19 protein-coding genes are annotated in these 24,164 nt (G+C 75.3%); 6 read left to right on the top strand and 13 right to left on the bottom strand.

Annotated elements, in window-relative coordinates; all coding sequences use genetic code 11:
- Positions 1–14: 14 nt before the first annotated feature.
- Positions 15–851 (bottom strand): SDR family NAD(P)-dependent oxidoreductase, encoded by an 837-nt coding sequence (locus ACI8AP_RS17895; RefSeq protein ID WP_456590714.1) that lies wholly within the window; start codon positions 849–851, stop codon positions 15–17.
- On the bottom strand, positions 851–2,338 hold the full coding sequence (locus tag ACI8AP_RS17900) for a flavin-containing monooxygenase (protein WP_456590715.1): 1,488 nt from the start codon (positions 2,336–2,338) through the stop codon (positions 851–853). Before ACI8AP_RS17900 ends, ACI8AP_RS17895 begins: the two co-directional genes overlap by 1 nt.
- Before the next feature lie 138 nt (positions 2,339–2,476).
- On the opposite strand from ACI8AP_RS17900, the gene ACI8AP_RS17905 reads away from it, so the two are divergent.
- A complete protein-coding gene (locus tag ACI8AP_RS17905; protein ID WP_456590716.1) occupies positions 2,477–3,130 on the top strand; it encodes a TetR/AcrR family transcriptional regulator in 654 nt (217 codons plus the stop codon).
- A 9-nt stretch (positions 3,131–3,139) separates the two neighbouring features.
- Here the strand turns inward: ACI8AP_RS17905 and ACI8AP_RS17910 are convergent, their stop codons facing one another.
- The 3 genes from ACI8AP_RS17910 to ACI8AP_RS17920 all read right to left on the bottom strand — a co-directional run bounded on the left by ACI8AP_RS17910 (position 3,140) and on the right by ACI8AP_RS17920 (position 5,676).
- The gene (locus tag ACI8AP_RS17910) at positions 3,140–4,060 is read right to left on the bottom strand and encodes an SMP-30/gluconolactonase/LRE family protein (RefSeq protein WP_456590717.1); all 921 of its coding nucleotides are present in this window, start codon (positions 4,058–4,060) and stop codon (positions 3,140–3,142) included.
- An 82-nt stretch (positions 4,061–4,142) separates the two neighbouring features.
- Positions 4,143–4,652 (bottom strand): universal stress protein, encoded by a 510-nt coding sequence (locus ACI8AP_RS17915; RefSeq protein ID WP_456590718.1) that lies wholly within the window; start codon positions 4,650–4,652, stop codon positions 4,143–4,145.
- 100 nt (positions 4,653–4,752) lie between these two features.
- A complete protein-coding gene (locus tag ACI8AP_RS17920; protein WP_456590719.1) occupies positions 4,753–5,676 on the bottom strand; it encodes a DivIVA domain-containing protein in 924 nt (307 codons plus the stop codon).
- Positions 5,677–5,892: 216 nt separating this feature from the next.
- On the opposite strand from ACI8AP_RS17920, the gene ACI8AP_RS17925 reads away from it, so the two are divergent.
- Positions 5,893–7,074, top strand: a complete 1,182-nt coding sequence (locus ACI8AP_RS17925) for an LLM class flavin-dependent oxidoreductase (RefSeq protein WP_456590720.1) — start codon at positions 5,893–5,895, stop codon at positions 7,072–7,074.
- The gene (locus ACI8AP_RS17930; RefSeq protein ID WP_456590721.1) at positions 7,071–7,691 is read left to right on the top strand and encodes an FMN reductase; all 621 of its coding nucleotides are present in this window, start codon (positions 7,071–7,073) and stop codon (positions 7,689–7,691) included. The genes ACI8AP_RS17925 and ACI8AP_RS17930 overlap by 4 nt, the downstream gene beginning before the upstream one ends.
- 31 nt (positions 7,692–7,722) lie before the next feature.
- On the opposite strand, the gene ACI8AP_RS17935 is transcribed toward ACI8AP_RS17930, so the two are convergent.
- From ACI8AP_RS17935 to ACI8AP_RS17960, 6 genes are all read right to left on the bottom strand, one after another.
- Complete coding sequence (locus ACI8AP_RS17935; RefSeq protein ID WP_456590722.1) at positions 7,723–7,908, bottom strand: hypothetical protein; 186 nt, start codon at positions 7,906–7,908, stop codon at positions 7,723–7,725.
- A 134-nt stretch (positions 7,909–8,042) separates the two neighbouring features.
- Positions 8,043–9,617 carry an FMN-binding glutamate synthase family protein gene (locus ACI8AP_RS17940; protein ID WP_456590723.1) on the bottom strand — a complete coding sequence of 525 codons (1,575 nt, stop codon included), beginning with the start codon at positions 9,615–9,617 and terminating at the stop codon, positions 8,043–8,045.
- Positions 9,618–9,675: 58 nt separating this feature from the next.
- Entirely contained in the window at positions 9,676–11,136 is a 1,461-nt protein-coding gene (locus ACI8AP_RS17945; RefSeq protein ID WP_456590724.1) for a GntP family permease, read from the bottom strand.
- A 16-nt stretch (positions 11,137–11,152) separates the two neighbouring features.
- Positions 11,153–12,706, bottom strand: a complete 1,554-nt coding sequence (locus ACI8AP_RS17950; RefSeq protein ID WP_456590725.1) for a gluconokinase — start codon at positions 12,704–12,706, stop codon at positions 11,153–11,155.
- 93 nt (positions 12,707–12,799) lie between these two features.
- Positions 12,800–13,558 carry a class I SAM-dependent methyltransferase gene (locus tag ACI8AP_RS17955; RefSeq protein WP_456590726.1) on the bottom strand — a complete coding sequence of 253 codons (759 nt, stop codon included), beginning with the start codon at positions 13,556–13,558 and terminating at the stop codon, positions 12,800–12,802.
- Positions 13,559–13,593: 35 nt separating this feature from the next.
- Positions 13,594–14,973 carry an MFS transporter gene (locus ACI8AP_RS17960; RefSeq protein WP_456590727.1) on the bottom strand — a complete coding sequence of 460 codons (1,380 nt, stop codon included), beginning with the start codon at positions 14,971–14,973 and terminating at the stop codon, positions 13,594–13,596.
- Between the two features lie 128 nt (positions 14,974–15,101).
- On the opposite strand from ACI8AP_RS17960, the gene ACI8AP_RS17965 reads away from it, so the two are divergent.
- The 3 genes from ACI8AP_RS17965 (at position 15,102) to ACI8AP_RS17975 (ending at position 18,863) form a co-directional block, all read left to right on the top strand.
- Positions 15,102–15,698, top strand: a complete 597-nt coding sequence (locus ACI8AP_RS17965) for a TetR/AcrR family transcriptional regulator (protein WP_456590728.1) — start codon at positions 15,102–15,104, stop codon at positions 15,696–15,698.
- Positions 15,699–15,789: 91 nt separating this feature from the next.
- On the top strand, positions 15,790–17,655 hold the full coding sequence (locus tag ACI8AP_RS17970; RefSeq protein ID WP_456590729.1) for a hypothetical protein: 1,866 nt from the start codon (positions 15,790–15,792) through the stop codon (positions 17,653–17,655).
- Between the two features lie 2 nt (positions 17,656–17,657).
- Complete coding sequence (locus ACI8AP_RS17975) at positions 17,658–18,863, top strand: acyltransferase family protein (protein WP_456590730.1); 1,206 nt, start codon at positions 17,658–17,660, stop codon at positions 18,861–18,863.
- A gap of 7 nt (positions 18,864–18,870) precedes the next feature.
- Here ACI8AP_RS17975 and ACI8AP_RS17980 read toward each other — a convergent pair whose 3' ends face one another.
- Both ACI8AP_RS17980 and ACI8AP_RS17985 read right to left on the bottom strand, forming a co-directional pair.
- Positions 18,871–23,067 carry an alpha-(1->3)-arabinofuranosyltransferase domain-containing protein gene (locus ACI8AP_RS17980; RefSeq protein WP_456590731.1) on the bottom strand — a complete coding sequence of 1,399 codons (4,197 nt, stop codon included), beginning with the start codon at positions 23,065–23,067 and terminating at the stop codon, positions 18,871–18,873.
- 38 nt (positions 23,068–23,105) lie between these two features.
- Complete coding sequence (locus ACI8AP_RS17985; protein WP_456590732.1) at positions 23,106–24,077, bottom strand: DUF3068 domain-containing protein; 972 nt, start codon at positions 24,075–24,077, stop codon at positions 23,106–23,108.
- Positions 24,078–24,164: the final 87 nt, after the last annotated feature.

A 24,164-nucleotide genomic window follows, 5' to 3' on the forward strand; every position in this document is an offset into this window, starting at 1 on the left:
ACCTTTTCCGGCGCTCAGCCCCTCGGCCGCGCGGTCGCCCGGCGAGCGATCAGCCGCCAGTAGGTGCCGGGCAGCAGGCGGACCAGCACGTCGGGCACCGTGGCGCTCCAGCCGATCAGCAGCCGGGGGCGGCGGCGCTCGACGGCCGCCACGATGCGGGCGGCGGCGTCCTCCGGCGGCATCCGCAGCAGCTTGGTGAACTGCGCCCGCCCCTTCTCGTACTCCTCCACCGAGACGCCCGCGCCGGTGCGGGCGCTCTCGGCGATCCGCGTCCGGATCCCACCCGGGTGGACGACCGTGACGCCGATGCCGTCGTCGGCGAGCTCGTGGCGGAGCGCCTCGCTGAACCCGCGGACGGCGAACTTGCTCGTCGCGTACGCGACCTGCCCGGCCGGGGCGAAGATGCCGAAGACGCTGGAGACGTTGACGACGTGGGCGCCGGGGTGGGTCTTCAGCACGGGCAGCAGCATGTGGGTGAGGCGGACGACGGCGCGCAGGTTCACCGCCAGGACCCACTCGAAGTCCGCCAGCCCGATCTGGTCGAAGCGACCGCCCAGGGCGACCCCCGCGTTGTTGACCAGCAGCGTGGTCTCGGGGTGCTCGGCCACCAGCGTCCGGGCCACCCGCGCTGTCGCCTCGTCGTCGGCCAGGTCGACCACGTGCGTCGCCACCCGCAGGGCCGGGTGGTCGGCGGCGATCCGCCCGGCCACCGCCGCCAGCCGGTCGGCGTCGCGGTCCAGCAGCACCAGGTGGCTGCCCCGGTCGGCCAGCTGCGCGGCCAGCGCCTCGCCGATCCCGCTGGCGGCGCCCGTGACGACCGCCGTCCCGCCCGCGAAGGCGTAGGGCCCCATCAGGCCACGACCCGATCCGCGTGGGCGGCTGCAGGCACGCGCGGCTGGAAGGTCATGCCCTCGTCCTCCAGCGAGCCCCGGCGCATCATGGCGACGTCCCGCAGGTAGTTCTGGTGCAGCCGCCAGGGTGTGCGGCGCCCCTGCTGCGGCAGGCCGGCGAGGCTGCGCTGGACGTAGCCCGCCGCGAGGTCGAGGAAGGGCGCTCCCCCGCCCTCCGGCGGGGCGACCGGCGTGGCCGACGCGTAGCCGTGCTCGTCGAGGTGGTCCAGCAGGCGGCAGACGTAGCGGTTGACCAGGTCGGCCTTGAGGGTCCACGAGGCGTTCGTGTACCCGATGACCATGGCGAAGTTGGGCACGCCGGAGAGCATCATGCCCTTGTAGGACACCCGCTCGGGCAGCTCGACCGGCTCCCCGTCGACCACGATCCGCATCCCGCCGACCGGCAGCAGGTTCAGGCCGGTCGCGGTGACGACGACGTCGGCCGCCAGGTGCTCGCCCGACGTCAGCTCGATCCCCTCCTCGGTGAAGGTCGCGATCCGGTCGGTGACGATGGACGCCGTGCCCCGGCGGAGGGCGCGGAACAGGTCTCCGTCGGGCACCAGGCACAGCCGCTGGTCCCAGGGGTCGTAGGGCGGGTTGAAGTGCGTGTCGACGTCGACCCCCGGCAGCTGCTTCTGCGTCATGCGACGGATCAGCGAGCGGACCAGGGCCGGCCGGCGCCGGCTGAGCTGGTAGAGCGCGGTGCTGGTGAGCACGTTCTTCCACCGCACGACCGAGTAGGCCACCCGCTCCGGCAGCCGCGCCCGCAGCTTCTGCGCGATCGGGTCACGGCCGGGCAGCGACATGACGTAGCTGGGCGTGCGCTGCAGCATGGTCACGTGCTCGGCCTGCTCCGCCAGGTTGGGCACCAGCGTGACCGCGGTGGCGCCGCTACCGACGACGACGACCCGCTTGCCGGTCAGGTCGATGCCCTCGGGCCAGTGCTGCGGGTGGAGAAGCTGCCCCCGGAAGCGCTGCTCGCCCGGGAACTCCGGCCGGAACCCCTGGTCGTAGCGGTAGTAGCCGGAGCAGACCGACAGCCACGTGCACGTGAGGGTGACCGTCTCGCCGGTGTCGGCGCGCTCGGCGGTGACCGCCCAGCGGGCCTCGGCGCTCGACCACTCCGCCGACACGACGCGATGGTGGTAGCGGATCCTCTCCGTGACGCCGTACTCGCGGGCGGTCTCCTCGATGTACCGGCGGATGGTCGGCCCGTCGGCGATCGACTCGGGCTCCCGCCACGGGCGGAAGGAGTAGCCCAGGGTGAACATGTCCGAGTCCGACCGGATGCCCGGGTAGCGGAACAGGTCCCAGGTCCCGCCCAGCGCCGCCCGCGACTCCAGCACCGCGTAGCTGGTCCCCGGCCGCTCCCGTTCCAGGTGGCAGGCGGCCCCGACGCCGGAGAGCCCGGCGCCGACGATCAGGACGTCCACGTGCTCGGTGGTCATGCCAGCACTCTCCGGTTCGCTCCGCCGGGCCGTTCGGCCGCACCCCGCGCCGCGGGTGGCCCGCCGACGCTATCGACGCAGTGTCGAGCGAGTCAACGGGGTGTCGAGCCGGGGCCGCGTGCGGCTATCCTCCGCTCCGTGCCGGCTGCCGCGAGTCATGTGCCCGCCGCTGGGCGGGGACGGCGTCCAGTCCGGCCCTCCGGCGACGACCGGGAGCTCGCGATCCTCGCCACCGCCGAGCGCCTCCTCGCCGAACGGCCGTTGGCGGCCATCTCGGTCGACGACCTCGCGCGCGGCGCCGGCATCTCCCGCCCGACGTTCTACTTCTACTTCTCGTCGAAGGACGCGGTACTGCTCTCGCTGCTCGATCGCGTCGTGGCCGAGGCCGACACGGCGATGCGCCGGGCGTTCGACACCCCGGCGGCCGGGGCGCGGGACGGCTGGGCACGCGCGATCGGCGCCTACTACGACACCTTCCGGACCCACCGTTCGCTCACCGTCGCCTGGGCGCAGGCCCGCTCCACCAACGACGAGGTGCGCGCGCTGTGGTCGGCGGTGCTCGAGCGCTGGGTGCAGCGTTCGGCGGCGGCGATCGACGCCGAGCGCGCGCGGGGCGCCGCGCCGCCGGGGCCGGCTGCGCGCGACCTCGCCGTCGCCCTGACCTCGATGAACGAGCGGGTGCTCTACGCCACCTTCAGCGGGGACGGCCCCGCTGTCGCCGAGCACGATGTCGTCGAGGTCCTGCTCGGCATCTGGCTCCCCGCCGTCTACGGCACGACGGCGCCGGACTGATCCCGGCCGTCAGACGGCGACCGTGGCCACCGTGCTGCCGGTGAGGCTGCCGAACCACAGGGTGCCGCCGGACTCGCGCACCCCGGTGAGCATCTCGAACCCGGGGATCTCCCCGCTGAACCGGTGCACCGTCGCCCCGTGGTCGTCGACGGCGAGCACCCCCAGCGTCCGGCCGGGGCTGGGCTGCAGAGCCGGCGGCAGCGCGCTCAGCAGCGCCCGCAGCGGTGCGGGCAGCCGGTGGATGGCGGCCAGCGCCGCGACGCGCGGGCTGGGGAGGGTGATCCACACCAGCCCGTCGGATCCCAGCGCGATGTTGTCGGGGTGGCCGGGGAGGTCGTCGACGAACACCTCGCTCGCGCCGGCCCGGGCGCCGGTCAGCCACACTCGCCGGAGCCGCGCCGCGCCGGTCTCGGCGACCGCCACCCAGGACTCGTCCGCGGCGAGCGCGACCCCGTTCGCGAACTCCAGCCCGCCGAGCAGCTCGGTCACGGTGCCGTCGGGGGTGCGGCGGAACAGCCGGCCGCTGGCGGTCCGCCGGACCAGGTCCGCCCGCCACTGCGGGATGCGGAACCGCTGGGAGGAGTCGGTGAAGTAGATCGTGCCATCCGCGGCGACGGCTGCGTTGTTCACCGCCTCCAGCCGGCGGCCGGCCACCCGGTCGACCAGCGTCCGCACCGCCCCGTCGGCCAGCGAGACCGCCAGCAGCCCGGCGTCGGACGCGCACACCAGCAGCTCGTCCGCCCCGAGGAACTCCAGGCCCAGCGGACGGCCCGGCACGCGGGCGACCGTCTCGACCGGGGCGCCCGGTCCTGCCGTGCGCACGACCCGGCCGTCGGCCAGACCGGTGTAGACCCGCCCAGCCGCGTCGACGAGCACGTCCTCCGGCCCCTCGCCGACCGGTACCACCGTCGTGCCCGCGAAGTCGCGCACGCGCGTCTCCTCCCGCCGCCTGCCCGCGGTGGGTCCGCAGGTCAGCGGCAGTCTGCCCGACGCCCGCCCCGGGCCGCCGGGGTCACTCCCCGACGGCGGCGCCGACCTCGTCGGCGGTGAAGTCCCGCCCCTGGGCCCCGGTGCGCACCACCGTGACCGGGCAGGCGGCGTGGTGGACCAGCTGGTCGCTGACCGAGCCGAGCAGGAGCCCGGAGAAGCCACCGCGGCCACGCGCACCGACCACCAGCAGGGCCGCCCCCTCGGCGGCGGCGAGCAGGCCGGGCACCGGCGCGCGGTGGACGACGTGGCCGGTGACCCGCACCGCGGGGTCCAGACCGGCCGCGGCCACGTGCGCGGTGAGCTCGTCGTGCACCGCCTGCTCCCAGTCGGGCAGCGGCGGCACGTAGCCCGGCTCCCAGGTCGCGGGCCGCGGTGCGGTCGTCATCGACCAGGCGCGCACCACGTGCAGGTCGACGTCGGCGCGGTGGGCCAGCCGACCGGCCCACCGCAGCGCTTCCTGCGCACACTTGGAACCGTCGTGCCCGACGACGACGCCACCCTCGACCTGAACGACCTCACGGACCTCGTCCACCGCTGACCTCCCTGTTGGCGCGCGCCGGTGCGATCACCGTGAGGGTCAGCCTCTCATCACGCGGGGCCGGTCACGTCACCGGCGCCGCCGCGCCGCGCCGTCAGCCCGCGACGGGCTCGCGCCGCGCGCCCAGCAGCGCCAGCTCCTCGGCCGGCGGGACGCCGACCGCCTGCAGGGCCGCGCCGATCCGGTCCGTCAGGCACCGCAGCGACTCCCGGGCCTGGTCGCGCTGCCGGCACAGGTCCTCGAACTCCACGCGCACCGCGGCCAGGCGGGCGCCGGCCGCCTCCTCGGCAGCGGCCCGGTCGCGCCGGGCCTGCTCCGCGACGCGCTCCCGCTCCGCCGCGGCCTCGGCGGCCAGCCGGTCCCGCTCCGCCGCGGCCTCGGCGGCCAGCCGGTCCCGCTCCGCCGCGGCCTCGGCGGCCAGCCGGTCCCGCTCGGCCGCCGCGGCGCGCAGCAGCTCCTCGGCGTCGGCGCGGGCCTTCTCCAGGACGGCTGCACCCTCGGCCCGGTCCCGCTGCGCGTTCACGCGGAGCTGGTCGGCGACGTCGATGGCCAGCTCCTTGATCTCGTGCGCCTTGCGCAGCCGGGCGTCGGCCTCCAGGCGGGCATCGGCCCGCAGCTGCGCCGCCTCGGCCTCGGCGGCGTCCAGCACCTGCGCCGCCTGGTCCTCGGCCAGCCGCAGCACCTCCCCCACCCGTGCGCTGACCACCGGACGGTCCCGACCGACCGGCTGCTCGGCGAGCAGCCGCCGGGAGATCTCCAGCTCGGTGCCGCAGGCGACGACCCGGTCCAGCAGGTGCTCGCGCTCGCGGTGCGCGGCGGCGAGCTCGCCCTCGGCCCAGGCGACGTAGTTGTCGACCTGGAGCCGGTCGTAGCCACGCACGGAGCCCCGGAAGGTGGGCCGGTGGTCCAGCAAGGCCTCCAGATCGCTCGCCGGCTGCGAGGGCCGCGGAGCGCTCCCGTCCGGCGGCACCCCCTCGTCCTGGGCACGGTTGGCGACGAACTCGACACGCCGGAGCATCCGGATGGCCCCCCTGGGAAGTAGGTGAAGCGGAATCTGCCAGAGGGCCACACGGCGCGCGGGCGGCCGTGATTGCTCCGTGACCCGTGTCGCGGGCACCCCGGTGGCGCCACGGCAGGGCGTGCCGGATCGGTTACAGATCGCTTTCACCGGCGCTGGCCACCCGGAGGGGCGACCGGGCATAGAGCCGCGGTACGCCGCGTTGACCCGGCTGAGATGATTGCACTCTCAACCAGTTTGGAGATCGAGATGCAGTTCGGCGTCTTCACCGTCAGCGACATCACCACCGACCCCACGACCGGCCGCACCCCCACCGAGGCGGAGCGGCTGAAGGCGGTGCTGACCATCGCCCAGAAGGCCGAGGAGGTCGGGCTCGACGTCTTCGCCCTCGGCGAGCACCACAACCCGCCGTTCTTCTCCTCCTCCCCCACGACCACGCTGGCGTGGATCGCGGCGCGGACGCAGAGGCTGCAGCTGTCGACGTCGACGACGCTGATCACCACGAACGACCCGGTGAAGATCGCCGAGGACTACGCGATGCTGCAGCACCTGGCCGACGGCCGGGTCGACCTCATGATGGGCCGCGGCAACACCGGACCGGTCTACCCGTGGTTCGGGCAGGACATCCGCAACGGGATCGAGCTGGCGGTGGAGAACTACGCGCTGCTGCGCCGGCTCTGGACCGAAGACGTCGTCGACTGGCAGGGGCGGTTCCGCACCCCGCTCCAGGGCTTCACCTCCACGCCCCGGCCCCTGGACGGCGTCCCGCCGTTCGTGTGGCACGGCTCGATCCGCTCCCCGCAGATCGCCGAGCAGGCCGCGTACTACGGCGACGGCTTCTTCCACAACCACATCTTCTGGCCGGCGGAGCACACCCAGCGGATGGTGGAGTTCTACCGCCGCCGCTTCGAGCACTACGGCCACGGCAGCGCCGACCAGGCGATCGTGGGCCTGGGCGGGCAGGTGTTCATGCGCAAGAACAGCCAGGACGCGGTGGACGAGTTCCGCCCCTACTTCGACAACGCCCCGGTCTACGGCCACGGCCCGTCGCTCGAGGAGTTCAGCACCCAGACGCCGCTGACCGTGGGCAGCCCGCAGCAGGTGATCGAGCGCACGCTGGGCTTCCGCGACTACGTCGGGGACTACCAGCGGCAGCTGTTCCTCATCGACCACGCCGGCCTGCCCCTGAAGACGGTGCTGGAGCAGCTGGACATCCTCGGCGAGGAGGTCGTGCCGGTGCTGCGCCGCGAGTTCGCCGCTCTCAAGCCGGCGCACGTGCCGGACGCCCCCACCCACGCCTCCCGCGTCGCCGCGGCCGGCGGGGCGAAGGACGCCACCGTGCACGCCGATGGCGACAGCGTCACGGGCCAGGCCCGTGAGGAGATCGAGGTCCGATGAGCACGCGCACCCTCGCCGTCGTCAGCGCCGGGCTGAGCAACCCGTCGTCGACCCGGCTGCTGGCCGACCGGCTGACCGCGGCCACGCAAGCCGCGCTGGCCGACCGCGGCATCACCGCGACCGTCGAGGTCGTCGAGCTGCGCGAGCACGCCCGCGACCTCGCCGACAACCTGCTGACCGGCTTCGCGAACGAGGGGCTCCGCCGCGCGGTCGACACGGTGACCGGGGCCGACGGGCTCATCGCCGTGACCCCGATCTTCTCGGCTTCCTACAGCGGGCTGTTCAAGACCTTCGTCGACGTGCTGGACAAGGACGCCCTCACCGGCAGGCCCGTGCTGCTGGGGGCGACGGCGGGCACGGCCCGGCACTCGCTGGCGCTCGAGCACGCGATGCGCCCGCTCTTCGCCTACCTGCGCGCGACGGTGGTCCCGACCGCGGTCTTCGCCGCGCCCGAGGACTGGGCGGGCGGCACCGACGCCGGCCCCGGCCTCTCCGGCCGGGTGCGCCGCGCGGCAGGCGAGCTCGCCGACCTGGTCGCCGGCCGCCCCCCGGCCGTTCCGGCGGATCCCTTCGCCGACCCGACGACCTCGTTCGAGGACCTGCTCCGCGGCAGCTGAGGCCCGCCGGCGGGGCGGCCGGCCCGCCGGGTCAGTCGTCCTCCTCCTCGCCCTCCTCCTGCTCGCCCTCGCCGCCGCCTTCCTCCTGCTCGACGATGCCGCCCTCCTCGGCGGGCTCCTCGGCGCCGCAGGCGGTCGTGGTGAACGCCGCGGCCGCGAGGGCGATCCCCGCCGCGGCCGAACGCCAGCGACGGTTGGGCAGGGACGTGCGGTTCATGGGCTCTCCTCCGGACGGCCGACCGGTGTCGGGTGCGGGTGCTCCCTGGTCTTCCCCGGCCGGGGCCGGCCCACTCCTCGACCTCGGCGCCATCGGCGTCGGGCCGGCGACGCGTCGGAGCGCGGGGCCCTCACTCAGCCGACGGCGTCCTCGGACGGCGGTGCGGTGCCGCCCTGCTCGCCATGCCCGCACATGATCGCCGTGATCGCCGCGCGGTCGGCGGCCGAGGGCAGCCCCCAGCCCGGCTCGTACCCGTAGACCGACGCGAGCGGGCTCGAGGCGGTGCGCCCGGTGAGGATCTCGACCGAGTCGGTCTCGATGAGCCCCGGGTGGGGTACGCCGCACGCCTCGGCGACCTTGAGCAGGTCGCGGCGCAGGGTGCGCACGTAGTTGCCGGCCCGGACGGACTTCAGCTCCGGGTCCAGGCCGCGCACCAGCCAGGCGTTCTGCGTGGCGACGCCGGTGGGGCACGTGTCGGTGTGGCACTTCTGCGCCTGGATGCAGCCGATGGCCAGCATCGCCTCCCGGCCGACGTTCACCATGTCGCAGCCCAGCGCGAAGGCGACGGTCGCGTTGTCCGGGAGGCCGAGCTTGCCGGCCCCGATGAAGACGACCGAGTCGTGCAGCCCCTTGCGCGCGAAGACCGAGTAGACCCGGGCGAAGCCCACCTGGAACGGCAGCGAGACCGTGTCGGTGAAGATGAGCGGCGCGGCGCCCGTACCGCCCTCGCCACCGTCGATGGTCACGAAGTCGACGCCCCGGCCGGTGGACGCCATCAGGTCGGTCAGCTCCTCCCAGAAGGAGAGGTCCCCGACCGCGGACTTGATGCCGACCGGCAGGCCGGTCTCGGCGGCCAGCAGCTCCACCCAGTCCAGCAGGCTGTCGGGATCGGAGAACTCCGCGTGCCGGGACGGGCTGATGCAGTCGACGCCCTCCCGGACGCCGCGCGCCTCCGCGATCTCGGCCGACACCTTCGCCGCCGGCAGCACTCCCCCGAGGCCCGGTTTGGCGCCCTGGCTGAGCTTGATCTCCAGCGCCCGCACCGGCGCGGAGGCCACGAGGGCCTTGAGCCGGTCCAGGTCGAACCGCCCGTGCTCGTCGCGGCAGCCGAAGTACGCCGTCCCGATCTGGAAGACCAGGTCGCCGCCGTGCCGGTGGTGCCGCGAGATGCCGCCCTCGCCGGTGTTGTGCAGGCAACCGGCCAGCGCGGCACCGCGGTTGAGCGCCTCGATCGCCGGACCCGACAGCGAGCCGAAGCTCATCGCGGAGATGTTGACCACCGATTCGGGCCGGAACGCCCCCGCCCGGCCCCGCGCGGCACCCAGCACCTTGGCGCAGGGGAGGGCGACGCCCTGCCCGGTGTGCACGTCGGTGGCCGGCACGGAGACCCCGAAGGTGGCGTGCTTGATCACCGGGTAGCCGGCGGTGAACTCGAGGTCGTTGTCGGTGCCGAAGCCGAAGTAGTTGTTCTCCTGCTTGCTGGAGGCGTAGACCCAGCGCCGCTGGTCGCGGGTGAAGGGCCGCTCCTCGTTGTTGCCGGCCACGAGGTACTGGCGCAGCTCCGGCCCGATCGACTCGATCAGGTAGCGCGCATGGCCGATCACCGGGAAGTTGCGCAGCAGCGAGTGCTCGCGCTGCATCAGGTCACGGGCGGCGACGGCTGCCAGGGCGGAGAGGCCGGCCGCGGCGGCGCGCGAGGCGAGCGTCATTCCTCCACCCTGCCACGGTCGGCCCGGCCCGACAGCTCGTCCGTCGGAGGCGCCACGGTCAGAGGAAGATGCTGAGCACCAGCGCCAGCACGAAACCGATCGTGCCCAGCAGCGTCTCCATCACCGTCCAGGTCTTCAGGGTGGTCTTCTCGTCCATCTGGAAGAACCGGCTGACCAGCCAGAAGCCCGAGTCGTTGACGTGCGAGAGCACCGTCGCACCACCGGCGATAGCGATGACGATCAGCGCGAGGTCCACGGAGCTGAGCCCGTCGGTGGCCGCCACCACGGGGGCGATCAGGCCGGCCGCGGTCGTCAGCGCGACCGTGGCCGAGCCCTGCGCCACCCGGATCAGAGCGGAGACGACGAACGCCGCCACGATGACCGGCAGGCCGATGTCGCCGAGGACGTCGGCCAGCGCGGTGCCGATGCCGCTGGCGCGCAGCACGCCGCCGAACATGCCGCCGGCGCCGGTGATCAGGATGATCGCGCAGACCGGCCCGAGCGCGCTGTTGAGCACCGACTCGACCTCTGCGCCGCTGTCGCCGCGGCGCCGACCCAGCACCCACATGGCCAGCAGCACGGTGATCAGCAGCGCGATCGGCGTCGCCCCGATCAGCTGACCCCAGCGGACCACCGCCGACTCCTCGTCCACGATCCCCTCGGCGGCGAGCGTGGTCAGGCCGGTGTTGAGGAAGATCAGCAGCATCGGGAGGAGCAGCACCGAGATCACGGTGGCGAACCGCGGCGGTGCGGGCCGGGTCGCCGTCCCGGTGGCGGCCCGCCCGCCGGTGGCGATCCCGGGCGAGCTGCCCTCGACCGACGGGTCCGGGGCGTCGTCCGCCGTCTTCGGCTCCCCGGCCAGGATGGTCGGGACGGGGAGCTCGAACCGGCGCCCGGCCCAGAGCCCGAACAGGTAGCTGCCCAGGAACCACGTCGGGACGCCGATGAGCAGGCCGAAGACGAGCACCAGGCCGATGTCGGCACCGATCAGCCCGGCCGCGGCGACCGGGCCCGGGTGCGGCGGCACGAAGGCGTGCATGACGGCGAACGCACCGGCCACCGGCAGCCCGTAGGTGAGCAGCGAACCCCCCAGCCGGCGGGCCACGGTGAACACGATGGGCAGGAAGACGACGAGCCCGGCGTCGAAGAAGATCGGGAAGCCGAACAGCAGCGCGGCGATGCCGAGGGCCAGCGGTGCCCGCTGCTCGCCGAAGCGCTTGATCAGGCTGTCGGCGAGCACCTGGGCGCCGCCGCTGTGCTCGAAGAGCCGGCCCAGCATCGCCCCGATCCCCACGAGCAGCGCGACGCTGGCCAGCGTGGAGCCGAAACCGGCGGTCATGGTGGTGACCACGTCCTCCAGCGGCACCTGTGCCGCCAGCGCCACCGCCAGGCTGACCAGGATCAGGGCCAGGAAGGCGTGCAGCTTCACCTTCATGATCAGGAAGAGCAGGACGCCGACCGCGATCGCGGCGATCAGCAGCAGCACTCCGGCGCTCAGCGCCGGTTCTGCGTCGGGCATGGCTCCTCCACGAGGCTCAGGTCGGGGGGTTCGGGGCTTCGTCCAGGGCGTCGAGCGTGGTCAGGACGTCGGCCAGGGCCGTGGTGGACCGGTCGACGAGGGGGCGCAGCCGCCGGTACACGGCGACGGCGTCGGGGTCCGGCAGCACCGGCTCGTGCACGGCGACCAGCGCGGTGGCGGCACCGAGGTCGGGCAGCTCCCCGAGCGCGTGCCACCCCAGCAGGCAGGCGCCCAGGCCGGTGCCCTCCGGGGAGTCGGCCACCCGCACCGGCAGGTCGAGGGCCGCCGCGAGCGTCCGGATCCAGAGCGGGGAGGCCACCGCGCCGCCGGTCGCCCGGACCTCCCGCACCGGCACGTCCGTCGCGGCGAAGGCGTCCCGCACCAGCGCCAGCTGCTGGCAGACGCCCTCGACGGCGGCGCGCACCAGGTGCGCCCGGCGGTGCTCGCGCCGCAGCCCCAGGTAGGCCCCCCGCATCCCCGACCGCCACCAGGGCGCCCGCTCGCCGAGGAAGTAGGGCAGGCACAGCAGGCCCGAACTGCCGACCGCAACCGCGGCAGCCTCCTCGAGCAGCTGCGCGTCGAGGTCGTCGGCGGCCTCGCCCGCGGGGCCCTCGGCGTCCTCGGGGCCGGCGGCCAGCGCCTGGGCGGCCCAGCGCACCACCGACCCGCCGTTGTTGATGGCGCCGCCGACCACCCAGGCGTCGTCGGTGAGGGCGTAGCAGAACAACCGGCGCCCCGGGTCGACCGTCGGGCGGGGGACGACGACGCGCATGGCCCCGCTCGTGCCCAGCGAGACCGCGGCGACATCCGGGCTCACCGCGCCGACACCCAGGTTGGCCAGCACCCCGTCGGAGGCGCCGATCACCACGGGCAGACCGGGCGGCAGCCCCGTGGCGGCGGCCACCTCCGGGCGCAGGCCGGGCAGCACCGCCGTCGTCGGCAGCACCTCGCCGAGCTGGCGGGGGCGGACGCCGGCGATGCTCAGCGCCTCCTCGTCCCACCGCCCGGCGCGGAGGTCGTAGAGCCCGGTGGCCGACGCACAGGACCGGTCGACCACGTGCCCCCCGCCGCACAGGGCGGCCACCACCAGCTCCTTCACCCCGCCCCAGCGGGGCACCCCGGCCACCCGGTCGGCGTCCTCGGCCCGTTCCCACGACAGCTTGACCAGCGGGGACATCGCGTGCACGGGGGTGCCGGTGCGGGCGTGCAGGTCCGGGGCGCGGCCGTCGGCGACCAGCGCCTGGGCCCACTGCGCCGCGCGGTCGTCGGCCCAGGTCACCACCGGGCCGAGCGGGCTCCCCTCGTCGTCCATGGGCACCAGGCCGTGCATCGCCGCGCTGAGCGAGACGGCGACGACCGAGTCCCCCCGGTCCCGGGCCAGGGCGGCGACCTCGCCCAGCGCCTCGACGGCCGCCGCGGCCAGGCGCACGGCGTCGAGCTCGGCCCGGCCGGGGGCCGGCACGAGGAGCGGGTAGGCCACGCTGGCGACGTCGCGGATGCGGCCGTCGGTGCCCGCGGTGACCGCCTTCGTCGCGGTGGTGCCCGAGTCCAGCCCGACCACGACGTCCACGAACACCCCCCTGACCGGCCCCTCCGTTGGCCGCATCGTGCCCGCACCGCGCACGGCGTGGCAACCGCTCGCGGCTCCGGGCGGCCGCCGATCTCAGCCGGCGGGCGCACCTCCGGCGGGGCGGCGCCGGACGACGTAGCGCCGTGCCCGCCAGTGCGTCGCGGGCTCGTCGACCGGGGCGGCGTCCAGAACCTCCGCCCCGTGCACCGCGACCAGGTCGGCCACCCGCCGCTCGGGCACCCCGGTCATCCGCATCGGTGCGGGGTAGCCGAGCAGGCGCCGCTGCGCCCACCGCACCAGCGGCGCCGGCGCCACCCGCCACACGACACCACGCAGGGTCCACATCGGCCGGGTGGTGCAGTGCACCACGGCCACACCTCCGGGGCGCAGCACGCGGGCGAACTCCGCCAGGTACGTCTCGAGGACCGGGCGCGGCAGGTGCTGGAGGACCCGCTCGGTGTAGACGAGGTCGAACGATTCGTCCGGGAAGGCCCGCAGGTCGGGGTCCTCCCCGAGCACGAAGCGGACGCGTCCGCCGCTGCGGTCCAGGCGGCGAGCGGTCTCCAGCATCGGCACGGAGACGTCGAGGCCCACCACCTCGCGCGCGTGCTCCGCGAGCGCCTGGCTCAGCCGGCCGGCACCGCAGCCGAAGTCCAGGACGCGGTCCCACGTGGTGGGTAGCCCGAGCCCGGCCAGCTGCTCGCGCGCGACCCCGACGTCCCGGCGGCCGAGCTCGAGGAAGGCGTCGGCGTCCCACCGCCCACCACGCTTGTCCGCGGCCACGTGGACGGCCCAGAGCGGGTCCTCCGCCCCCAGGGTCGTCCAGTCCCTGCGCACCTGGTCGAAGCTCATCGCACCCACCGATCTCATGACCCGGACGGCGGACGCTACCGGTTCCCGGGCCGCCGGCTCCGGTCCCGCCCCGCCCCCGGCCGCTGCGCGGAGCGCCCGGCCGAGCGCAGCCGGACGCGGACGGCGGCGTGCAGCGGTACCAGGACCACGCCGTCCCGGGCCAGCCGCGAGCGGAGCTCCCGACGGTGCCGGACCACCCCGGCCAGGCCGATCGCCCAGAACAGGTACTGCACGGCGAACGCCGCCCGGAAGGCGTCCAGGTCGTAGTCGGTGGACGCGCCGGGGGTGAGCAGGTCCAGCACCGCCCCGACGGCCAGGATCGTCAGGAGCGAGGCGACGAACCCGCCGACGTTGACCACACCGCTGGCGCTGCCCTGCCGCTCGACCGGGTTCTCCGTGCGGGCGTAGTCGAACCCGATCATCGAGCCGGGACCGTTGGTGCCGAGCACCGCCACGAGCACGACCAGCAGCCACAGCGGGGCACGCCCGGGCCACAGCAGGACGACGGTCCAGATCGTGGCGGTGGCGGTCAGGATGCCGAAGACGAGCACCGAGCGGCGCAGCGGCCAGCGGGCGCACAGCTTGCCCAGCACCGGCCCGACGCCCATCCCGACCAGCACCAGGAGGGTGAGCAGGCCGGCCGCCGTGCCGGGCGCGAGCCCTTGCCCGACCACCAGGAACGGATAGCCCCAGAGCAGTGCGAACACGGTGCCGGAGAACTGGGTGACCAGGTGCGTGTAGAGGCCGATCCGGGTTCCAGGCTCCCGCCAGGTGTCGACCAGCCCGCGGCGGAGCTCCGCCACCGGTGGCGCCACCGGGCGGACCGTGCCGGGCGGGGCGTCCCGCAGCGCTGCTGCCACGAGCACGACGACGAGCGCGCCGGTCGCTGCGGCACCGAGGAACGTCGCCGTCCACGAGGTGGCGTGCAGCAGCGTCACGAGCGGGTACGCCGCGGCGACCGATCCGATCTGCCCGAGGATGCCGGTGAGCTGGGTGATCAGCGGCGCCGACGTCCCGGGGAACCACAGGGCGACGATGCGCAGCACGCTGATGAAGGTCATCGCGTCCCCCGCGCCCACCAGCACCCGGGCGGCGACGGCCGTCGGCACGTCGGTGGCCAGCGCGAGCAGGAGCTGGCCTCCGGCCATCGTCACGGCCCCGGCCAGGATCATCCGGCGGGATCCGAACCGGTCCAGCGCCACGCCCACCGGCACCTGCAGCGCCGCGTAGACGGCCAGCTGCAGCACGAGGAACAGCGACACCGCCGACGCCCCGGCCGAGAACCGTTCCTGCGCCTCCACCGCCGCCACGCCGAGCGAGGACCGGTGGAAGACGGCGACGGCGTACGCCAGCAGCCCGACCAGCCACATCGCGTAGGCGCGGGCCGACGGGCGGGCGGCCGGGACGGAGGTCACCTGGACAGGACACCGCAACGCGGTCGGCCATTCCACGCCGGGCCGGTGAGTTCCCTCACCGGACCCTCCCGGCGCACTACTCTTGCGAGCCGATGGACCCCTTGGTCGACCCCACCGACGATCCCTCCGTGGACGACGGTCACCGCCGCGGACGGATCCTCTGGGCCCTGGCCACCTGCATGGCGGAGAAGGGGTACCAGGCCACCACGATCTCCGACATCGCGCGCGAGGGCCGGGTGTCGAAGACGATCGTCTACGCCCACTTCCGCGACAAGGAGGAGTGCCTCCTCGAGCTCTACAGCCGGGCCAACGAGAAGGTGCTCGACACGGTGCGCCGGGCGCAGGAGCAGGCGCACGCGGCCGGGCTCCCCTGGCGCGGCCGGCTGCGCGCGGGCATCGGCGCCTACCTGGAGACGCTCGCCGCCGGGCCGGCCGTCGCCTGGGCGGCGCTGGTCGAGGTGCAGGCGGCCGGCCCGCGGGCCCGGGCGCTGCGCCGGCAGGTGTTCGACCAGTACGTCGACCTCATCTGCGAGGTGGCCGGCGGGCTGGCGCAGGACCATCCCGACGAGGTGCGCCCGGTCGGTCGGGAACTGGTGCTCGCCGCAGTGGGCGGCGTCAACGAGCTGATGCTGGCACGGGTGGAACGCGGGGAGGCCGCGCAGCTGTCCGAGGACGTCGACGCCGCCACGGCGACGGTGGTCGGGCTGCTCGAGCGCCGTCCCTAGCGGTGTCCGAGGTGGTACCGGCGGGTACTACCGCTCGGTAGCCGCGCTGTCTACGCTGCCCCGGAACCCGGGTCACAGTGGACGGAGCCCCATGAGCGCACCCCCGCGCGTCGACGCCGGCGCGCCTGCGGAGGCACCGTCGCGTCCGGGGACCGCCGTCGTGCAGCTGCGCATCGACCGGGCGACCGTCGTCCCGGTGGTCGCGGCCGTGCTCATCGCCGGGCACCTCGCCCTCCGGGGCTGGGCCGCGGCGAGCGGCTGGCTCACCGGGCCGGACTTCCTCGCGGCCGCGGTGGCCGCCGGCCTGCCGGTCGACGTCCCCGGACCTCCCGGCGCCGTGGGCCTGGCCCGGGGCGTCGCGGCCATCGCCCCGCTGTCCTGGCCGGCGCTGGTGGGGCTCGAGCTCCTCGGGCAGCTGCTCGTGGACCTCCTCCTGTACCGGCTGCTGGTCGAGCTGTTCGGCCGCCGGCCGACGGTGCTGCTCCCGCTGACGGTCTACCTGACCAGCTCGCTCACGCTCGTGGGCGGGACGTGGTGGAGCGCGGCCGTGGTGCAGCTCCCGCTCCAGCTGGCCCTCCTCGTCGCCGTCCGCGGGCACGTGCACTTCCTGCGCTCGGGCTCGCCCGCACGGGCCCTCACCAGCGCGCTGGCCGTCGCGGCCGGGGTGTTGTTCGCCGTGGAGGCCGCGCTGGTGCCGCTGCTGCTCCTGGCCGGCACCGTGCTCTGGGCGACCACCGGCCCGCTGCGGGCCAGGCTGCGCACCCTCGCCCGGTGGCGGATCGCCTGGGCGGCCCACGCCGCCGCCGTGGCCGTCGGCCTCGGCGCGCGCCTGCTCCTCTCCGATGACCCGCTCGTCGACGGGGCCGCCCTGAGCGAAGGCCTCCGCACGCTGCCCGGCGTCCTCGCGCACACGGTGCTCCCCGGTCTCGTCGGCGGCCCCTGGCGCTGGGAGACCGTGCTGGCGCCGCTGGCCACGCCCGACCCGCCGGTCGGCCTCGTCTGGGGCGCCCCCGTGGCCCTGGCCGTGGTGGTCTTCGCGTCCGTGCTGGTCCGCCGGGGGGCGCTGCGCGCCTGGCTGCTCGCCGCGGTGGTCGTCGTCACCGCCGTGATCGGCGCCGCGTCCTCCGGCGCCACGGCGGGTGCGGTGGCGGCCGACCTGGTTCCGCCGGCCACCACGGCCCTCGTGGCGGCGCTGGCGGTCGGGCTCGCCTTCCTGCCGGTCCGGGAGGCACCCACCGTCCTGATCCGACGGGCCTGGACCACCCGCGGCCGGACGGCCGAGGCAACGGCTCGGCTCACGCGCACCGGAGTCGCACTGGGGGTCGCCTCGGCCCTCCTCGCCGGGGCCGTGCTCTCGACCGCCGGCTTCGCCCGGCACTGGTCGACCAACGCCGGCCGCGACTTCGTCGACAACGCCAAGGGGGCGCTGACCGGGCGCGTCGACCTCGTCCTCGCCGATGCCCCGGTGCCCGAGCACGTCGTCCCCGAGCGGCTGGCGCCGGCCAACCGCGCGTCGGTCGTCCTGGCCGGCCTCCCCCGGCTCCCACCCTTCCTGGCCGAGGGGCAGGTCGTCGACGAGGTGGTGGCCCTGGACGACCAGGGCCACGGCCAGCTGGCCGTCGTCGACCCCGTGAGCACGTCCGGCTCCGGGCCCACCCCGGACTGCGGCTGGCCCGCCGGGGAGGAACCGGCCGAGGTACAGCTGCCGCGGGGGACGCCCGACGGCCGGTGGCTGGTGCAGATCGCCTACTTCGCCGGGGTGGGGAACCTGGTGACCGTGCGGGCCGGGGACACCGTGGGTGCCGGCCTCGCGGAGGCGGGGGTCCACAACCTGTTCGTGCAGGTGAGCGGCCCCGTCGACAGCGTCGTCATCGAGGTGGCCGACCCCCAGGCCCCGCTGTGCGTCGCGTCGGTGGCCGTCGGACAGCCCCTGGCCCTCACCCCCGGCGGGAACTGACCGTGCGCTATCCGGCGCTCAACGGCCTCCGCGCGCTCGCGGCCACCGCCGTGGTCACCACGCACGCGGCCTTCTGGACCGGCTCGTACACCGCCGACACCGGTGGCTACGCCCTGGCCCGGCTGGACGTCGGCGTCGCGGTGTTCTTCGCGCTCTCGGGCTTCCTGCTCTCCCAGCCGCTCTTCCGCGCCGCGGCGGAGGGGCGTCCGGCGCCACGCACCGCCGCCTTCCTGTGGCGACGGGCGCTGCGCATCCTGCCGGCGTACTGGGTGTGCGTCGTCCTGGCCATGCTGTTCCTCCCCGGGAACCGGGAGATGGGCGGCGGTGACTGGTTGCGCTTCCTCACCCTCACCCAGATCTACTCGCGCAGCTGGCACGCCGACGGCCTGGACCACGCCTGGAGCCTGTGCACCGAGGTCTCCTTCTACGTCCTGCTCCCCCTGATCGTCGCCGGGCTGCTCCGGCTCAGCGGCGGTCGGTGGCGACCCGGGCTCCTGCTGGCCGCGCTGGCCGTGGCCTCCCTCCTGGGTTTCGCCTGGTTCGCCTGGGCGGCCTCGGACCCGTACCTGCTCGGTTCGCTGACGCTGTGGCTGCCGGCCTACGCGTCGTGGTTCGGGGCGGGCATGGCGATCGCGGTGCTCTCCGTGGCCTCGCCCGACTGGGCGCCGGTCCGCTGGGCGCACGAGCTGGGCGGCAGCCCGTGGACGTGCTGGGGCGCGGCCGCGGCGCTGTTCTGGGTGGCGGCCGGGCCGTTCACCGGACCCGTCGACCTCTCCTCGGCGCTGACCGCCGGACAGGGGATCACCAAGCACGTGCTCTACACGGGCGTCGCCGCGCTGGCGGTCTGGCCGCTGGTGTTCGGCGACCAGACGGCGGGCCGGGGACGCCGCTTCCTCGCCAGCCGCCCGCTGGACTGGCTGGGTGAGCGCTCCTACGGGCTGTTCCTCTTCCACATGCCGCTGCTGATCGTCCTGTGGGACGTCTTCACCCACCCGCTCGTGGTCGTGCTTCCGGTGACGTGGCTCGTCGCCGTCGCGGTCGCCGCGGTGGTCTACCGCGTGATCGAGCGACCGCTCGTGCTGCGCGGGCGCAACCTCGTCCCCGACCGCCCGGGCGCCCGGGCGGACGGCGCCGGCACGGGCGCGGGCGGCCACGCGGCCGGCATCCCCGCCGGACCGACCCCGCCGGCGGGGGCGACGCGCGGCTGACCTGGGCTCACCCCTCCCGGTGGCGGCCGCCGACCGGCGCCGTACGGATCCACCGCGGCGGGTCGGGCAGCACCCCGGCGACGACGGCGGCAACGGCGACCAGCGCGCACACCTGGCGCACCGTCGACGTGCTGCCGGGGGCGAGCAGCAGGAGCGCACCCGACACGGCCAGCGCGCCGGCGGCCGCCCCGCCGAGGACCAGGTGCCGGTGCCGTCCGGCGCAGCGACCGGCGACGTAGGCGACCGCCAGCGCACCGATCCCCACCGGCCCACCGACCAGCGCGATGCCCGCCACCGCCGCGAGCACGAGCACGGCTGCCGCAGCCCGGCTCCCGCCGCGCTCGGTGCGGGCCCTGCGGGGGCGCGCGGGCAGAGCCGCGAGCGCACCGAGCAGGAGCACGGCACTCGCCCCGACCCCGAGCGCCGTCCGGTAGGCGGAACCGGGACCGAAATCGAGGGCGACCGTCCCGGCCGGGCCCGGTGGCAGCACGTACCCCTGCTGCCACCCGTCCACCGCCACCTTCTCCAGGGGCCGCCCGTCGAGGGTCGCGCTCCAGCCCGGGTTGGTGTTCTCCGGCACCACGAGGAGCGTGCTCTCGCCACGGGCGCCGACCTCGACCCGGCGGTGCTCGGCGTCCCAGCGGACCACATCGGCCGGCCGCCGGTCGATCCCGTCCGCGGGGGCGCCGGACCTCGTCAGCGTCGCCGTGTCGACGGTCAGCAGGTCGGTGCCGGGAGCGACCAGCCGGTGCTCGCCGCCGGGGAGGCTCACGGTCCCCTCGTCCCCGCAGACCGAGAGCTGCAGCGGCTGCAACGAGGCGAGCGCGCCGACGGTGGTGCGGGCGGAGGTGCGGAACGTCGTCCCGTCCACGGTGACCACGGGCCCCTCCGCGCACGGGACCACGACCGGCGCCTCGAGTTCCGGCGCAGGATTCGGCTCGCCCACCTGCAGTTCGCTGACGCCGATGCCGAGCCGCTCGGTCGTGCGGCTGTAGGGGTCGAACGACGACAGTTCGAGCGGCCGCCGGAGGCCGACCAGCAGCCGGTCGGTGGTGATCGGGGCGAACCGGACGCTGCCGTCGTCGTCGAGGGCGAGGAGCGCGGGCAGGCCGCCGCCGGCGTCGATCGTCACCGCGGTCGGGACCGCAGCCGCCAGACCGGCACGCGTGACGATCCGCACCGAGTCGACCGTGCGGGGTTCGCTCCACCGGAGCTCGAGCGAGGGGGTCCCGTCAGCGCGATCGGCGAGCCACGCGGTGCCCGGATCGCCGTCCACGGCGGCCGCGGCGCTGCCTCGGGGATCCTCGACGGCGCTGCTGCTCGCCGTCACCGCCACGTCGGTCCCCCGGATCCGGGCGAGGAGCGCGTCGAGCGCGGGGCCCGGCCGCGGCACCGCCGTCACGGACAGCTCGTAGGCGGCCGGCCGGGTCACGGTGAAGGCCCGGTCCAGCCCCTGCGGCTCCTCCGCCCCGGTGGGCAGCGCGGCCGCGCAGCGGGGGCCGTCCGCGGCCACGAGGCAGCCGGCGCGGCCCGGACCGGAGGTGTCGAACGCGTACACGTCGACCTGCCCGGCCGGTTCCGGCGTGACGACGGTGCGGCTCACCGCGACGCCGGGCAGCTCGACTTCGGCCAGCGCGAGGACCCCGGCCGCTCCCCCGGAGGGAGCGATGGTCAGCGAGGTCGTGCGCCCCGGTGGCAGGGGCAGCTGCTGCGGCTGGTCGGTGTCCTGCACTGCCACGTCGAAGGCGCCGGCGTCGGTGGTGAGCCGGATCCGGTGCGGCAGCTCCGCGGCCGACGGATCCAGCGTGACGGTGACGGTGCCGGCGAGGAACTCCGCATCGGTCTCCAGCCGCCACCACAGGGCCCCCGGCTCCGTCGCGTCGTCGGCAGGGCGCCACGCCGTCCGCGGATCGCCGTCCACCGCCGCCCACGGCGAGGCGTCGGGTCGGGCGCCGCCGCTGGTGCCGGGGTCCGAGGCGGAGCTCCCCGCGCTCGGTGTACCCCCGCTGTACCGGACGGTGCTGAGGGCCGGCCCTGCCACCGGGTAGTCGGTCGCCACGCCGGCCAGCCGGAGCGGATCGTCCGGGGAGAGCCCCGCCGACTCGGCGCCGGTCAGCCGACCGAAGGTGCGTTCCCGCCGGACCAGTGCGTCACTGACCATGGTCGCGCCGGTTGCCCCCGCGACGTCGGCGCCCGCGAGCACCGCCGGCCGGCCCTCGATCAGCTCCTGCTCCTCCAGCGCCAGCACCGCATCCGGACCGCCGTGCACGGTGACCGCGTCGGACAGCGGCGCGGTCCAGGCCGTCGGCGCCGGGTCGCTCACGGTGAAGATCTGCACCGCCGGGCTGGGCTCCTGGAGTCCGGCGTCGAAGCGCGTGCCCGCGACCGGCATCTCCGCGGGGTGGTCCGGTCCGAACTCGGCGACCAGCTCGATGCCCGGGGAGTCGCGCAGCGCCTGGCGCACGAGCGCAGGACGGGTGGCACCGGCCGGGCCGGCGTCGAGGTCGTTGCGCAGCACCAGGTGCGAGATGCCGGCGCGGGCGAGGAACCGGGTCAGCCCCGCGGACCCCGCGCCGCGGGCCAGCCGCTCCTCCACCGCGTCGAGGAGGCGGATGTGCGCGGGCGGGGTCAGCGGGATCGCGCTGCGCACCTCCCAGGGGGACTCCGCCAGGGCCTGCAGGGGCTCGTCGCCGGTGGACCCCCACGCGTAGGTGGCGAACGACGACCCCGGCACCAGCAGTGCCCGCCCGCTGGGCTGCGCGTCCGCGAGGTAGTCGGCGGTCTCCTGCCAGTAGGAGGGGATCGCCACGAAGGCCCCCTGCGCGGGGATTCGGTCGGCCAGCGCGGGCGAGGTGGTGGCGAGGAGCGCCAGGGCGAGCAGCGCGAGGGCGGCGCGCGCCCCTTCGCGGCCCGCCCGCCCCCACCAGGCCGGGCGCCCGGACAGGGCCGTCCGGTGCTCGCGCGCCCGACGGAGCAGCACGGCGAGCAGGTGGGCCAGCCCGAGGACCAGCGGCAACCGGAGGACGGGTTCGAACTTGTGCACGTTGCGGAGCGGGGCCAGCACGCCGTCCAGGGCATCGTGCAGCCGGCCGGCGAGCAGCCCGTCGACGGCCGCGAGATGACCGAGCGAGACGAGGGCGACCCCGGCGAGCAGCCCGAGCACCAGCCAGGTCCGCTCCGGCAGGCCCCTGCGGGCCAGCGCGAACAGCCCGGCGGCGGCCAGGACCACCGTGGCGGCGACGGGTAGCGCGTCCCGCGCCAGCGCCCAGCCCGACGGCCAGTAGGGACCGGTGGGCGTGGCGAGGTAGGGGACCCAGTGGGAGGCCCCGCGCAGGATCGTCGTCAGATCCGTCGGGGCCGTGGTGGTCGCGGCCGTCTCGATGTAGTCGAGGAACGGCGGGCTGTACCGACCCAGGAGCAGCAGGGGGACGGCCCACCAGCTGGACGCGAGCGCCACGGCGGCCACCCACCAGGCCGCCAGCCGCCGGCGGAAGGGGCCCGGCTGGCGGGTGAGGAGGTAGAGCACCGGCAGCGGCAGGACGGCAGCGGTGGCCACCGCGTTGACCCCGCCGACGCAGAACACCGCGAGGCCCGAGAGCGCTGCCGCGCGGCGTGCCGAGCCGTGCCCGGCGGCCCCGACGAGGGGCAGCAGCACCCACGGCGCGAGCGCCATCGGGAGCACCTCGATGCTGACCGAGCCCACGAGGGAGACCATCCGGGGCGCGAGCGCATAGGCCAGCCCGGCCAGCAGCGCGGTGGCCGGCGTGCCGATCCCCAGCCGGCGGGCCAGGAACACCACGCCCAGGAAGGCGGTGCACAGGAGCACCGCCCACCAGAGCCGCTGGACCAACCACAGGGGGATGCCGGCGCCCTGGCCGAGGACGAAGAACGGCCCCATGGGGAACAGGTAGCCGTAGGCCTGGTTCTGCACCTGGCCCGCGATCCCTTCGGGCTCCCACAGCTGCAGCGCCCGGGACAGGAAACCCGCGGGGTCGACGTAGAGGTCGACCTTGGTGTCGGGGACCAGGCGGCCGGACGACTGCGTCAGCGCGAGCGCGGTCAGGGCAGCGCACACGGCGGCCAGCCGGACGCGCCACACGAGGCTGCTGCCACCGCTGCGGACGGCCGGCGGCACGGGCACCGGGGAACGCGCGGAGCCCGCCGGACGGGATCCGGCGGGCTCGCGCGCGAGGGTCGTGGCCATGGGTGCACCTCCGGAGGGGGCACCCCCTCCCCGGCCGGTCAGTGGCCGGTGGCCGCCCGCGAACCGCCGTCGACGTACGCCGGCCGGCCGGTGCGCCGGTCCCGGGCCACGAGGACGGCCCCGCCCACGAGCAGGACGAGACCCACCCCTCCGAGCACCAGGGGAACGGTCTGCTGGATGAGGGTGATCTGGCTGCGGTTGTCCTCGGCGCGCTGCACCCCGTCGGCGATGGTCTCCTCCGTGCCGCTGAAGGTGCCGGCCAGCATCGTCACGCCGGTGGTGCCGTCGGGCCCGCGCAGCACCGTGTTCGGCGACTCGGACGCCGTCACGACGACGCCGCTGGTCGGCTCGACCCAGACGGTCCGCTCGTTGCTGTAGACCACCTGGGCCTCGACGGTGCCCGCGTCGGGGTCACCCACGAGCGTGCCGGGGACCTCGGTCTCCCGGATCACGGTCTCGGGCACCGTCGTGACGAACTTGTAGACGTCGAGCCCCTCCAGCTCCTCGACGCCCTCGAAGCGGGCGGGGAACGCCTTGCCCGTGGTGGGGTTGAACAACTCGTAGTCGCGCTGCTCGGTGCCGAAGGGGAACGTGAGGGTGAGCCCTTCGACGTCCTTGCTGCGGTCGTCGTCGACGTGGTCGGAGTCGCAGTCGACGGCCACGGCCTCGGTGCGGTCCAGGCAGACCCGGTAGGTGGAGGCGTTGAGCAGCGTCCCGTCGGTACCGTTCACCGTCGACCCGAAGCTCCAGACGGCGACGCCGTCGCCGGCATCCGCGGAGTCCGGTTCGCCCTGCACGCGCTGCTGGACCTCCGCCTCCAGACCCCGCAGCTGCCGCATCTCGCCCAGGTCGAAGAAGCTCACGCCGCTACCGGAGGCGGTGGGCTCCGCCGTCTGGTCCAGCGGCAGCTTCACCATGGTGGGCGCCAGGATCAGCCGCACGGAGAGCGCCGCGGCGATCAGGAACGCCCCCGCACCCAGCAAGATCAGCCCGATGACGCGTCCTCGCATGCGGTTGGCTCCTCTGCATCGGCGCGACAGCTCCACTGGCATCGCGGCGCGGCAACACTACTGGCGGGTAGCCAAAAGGCAAAGACC

Source organism: Blastococcus sp. SYSU DS1021 (assembly GCF_054050995.1).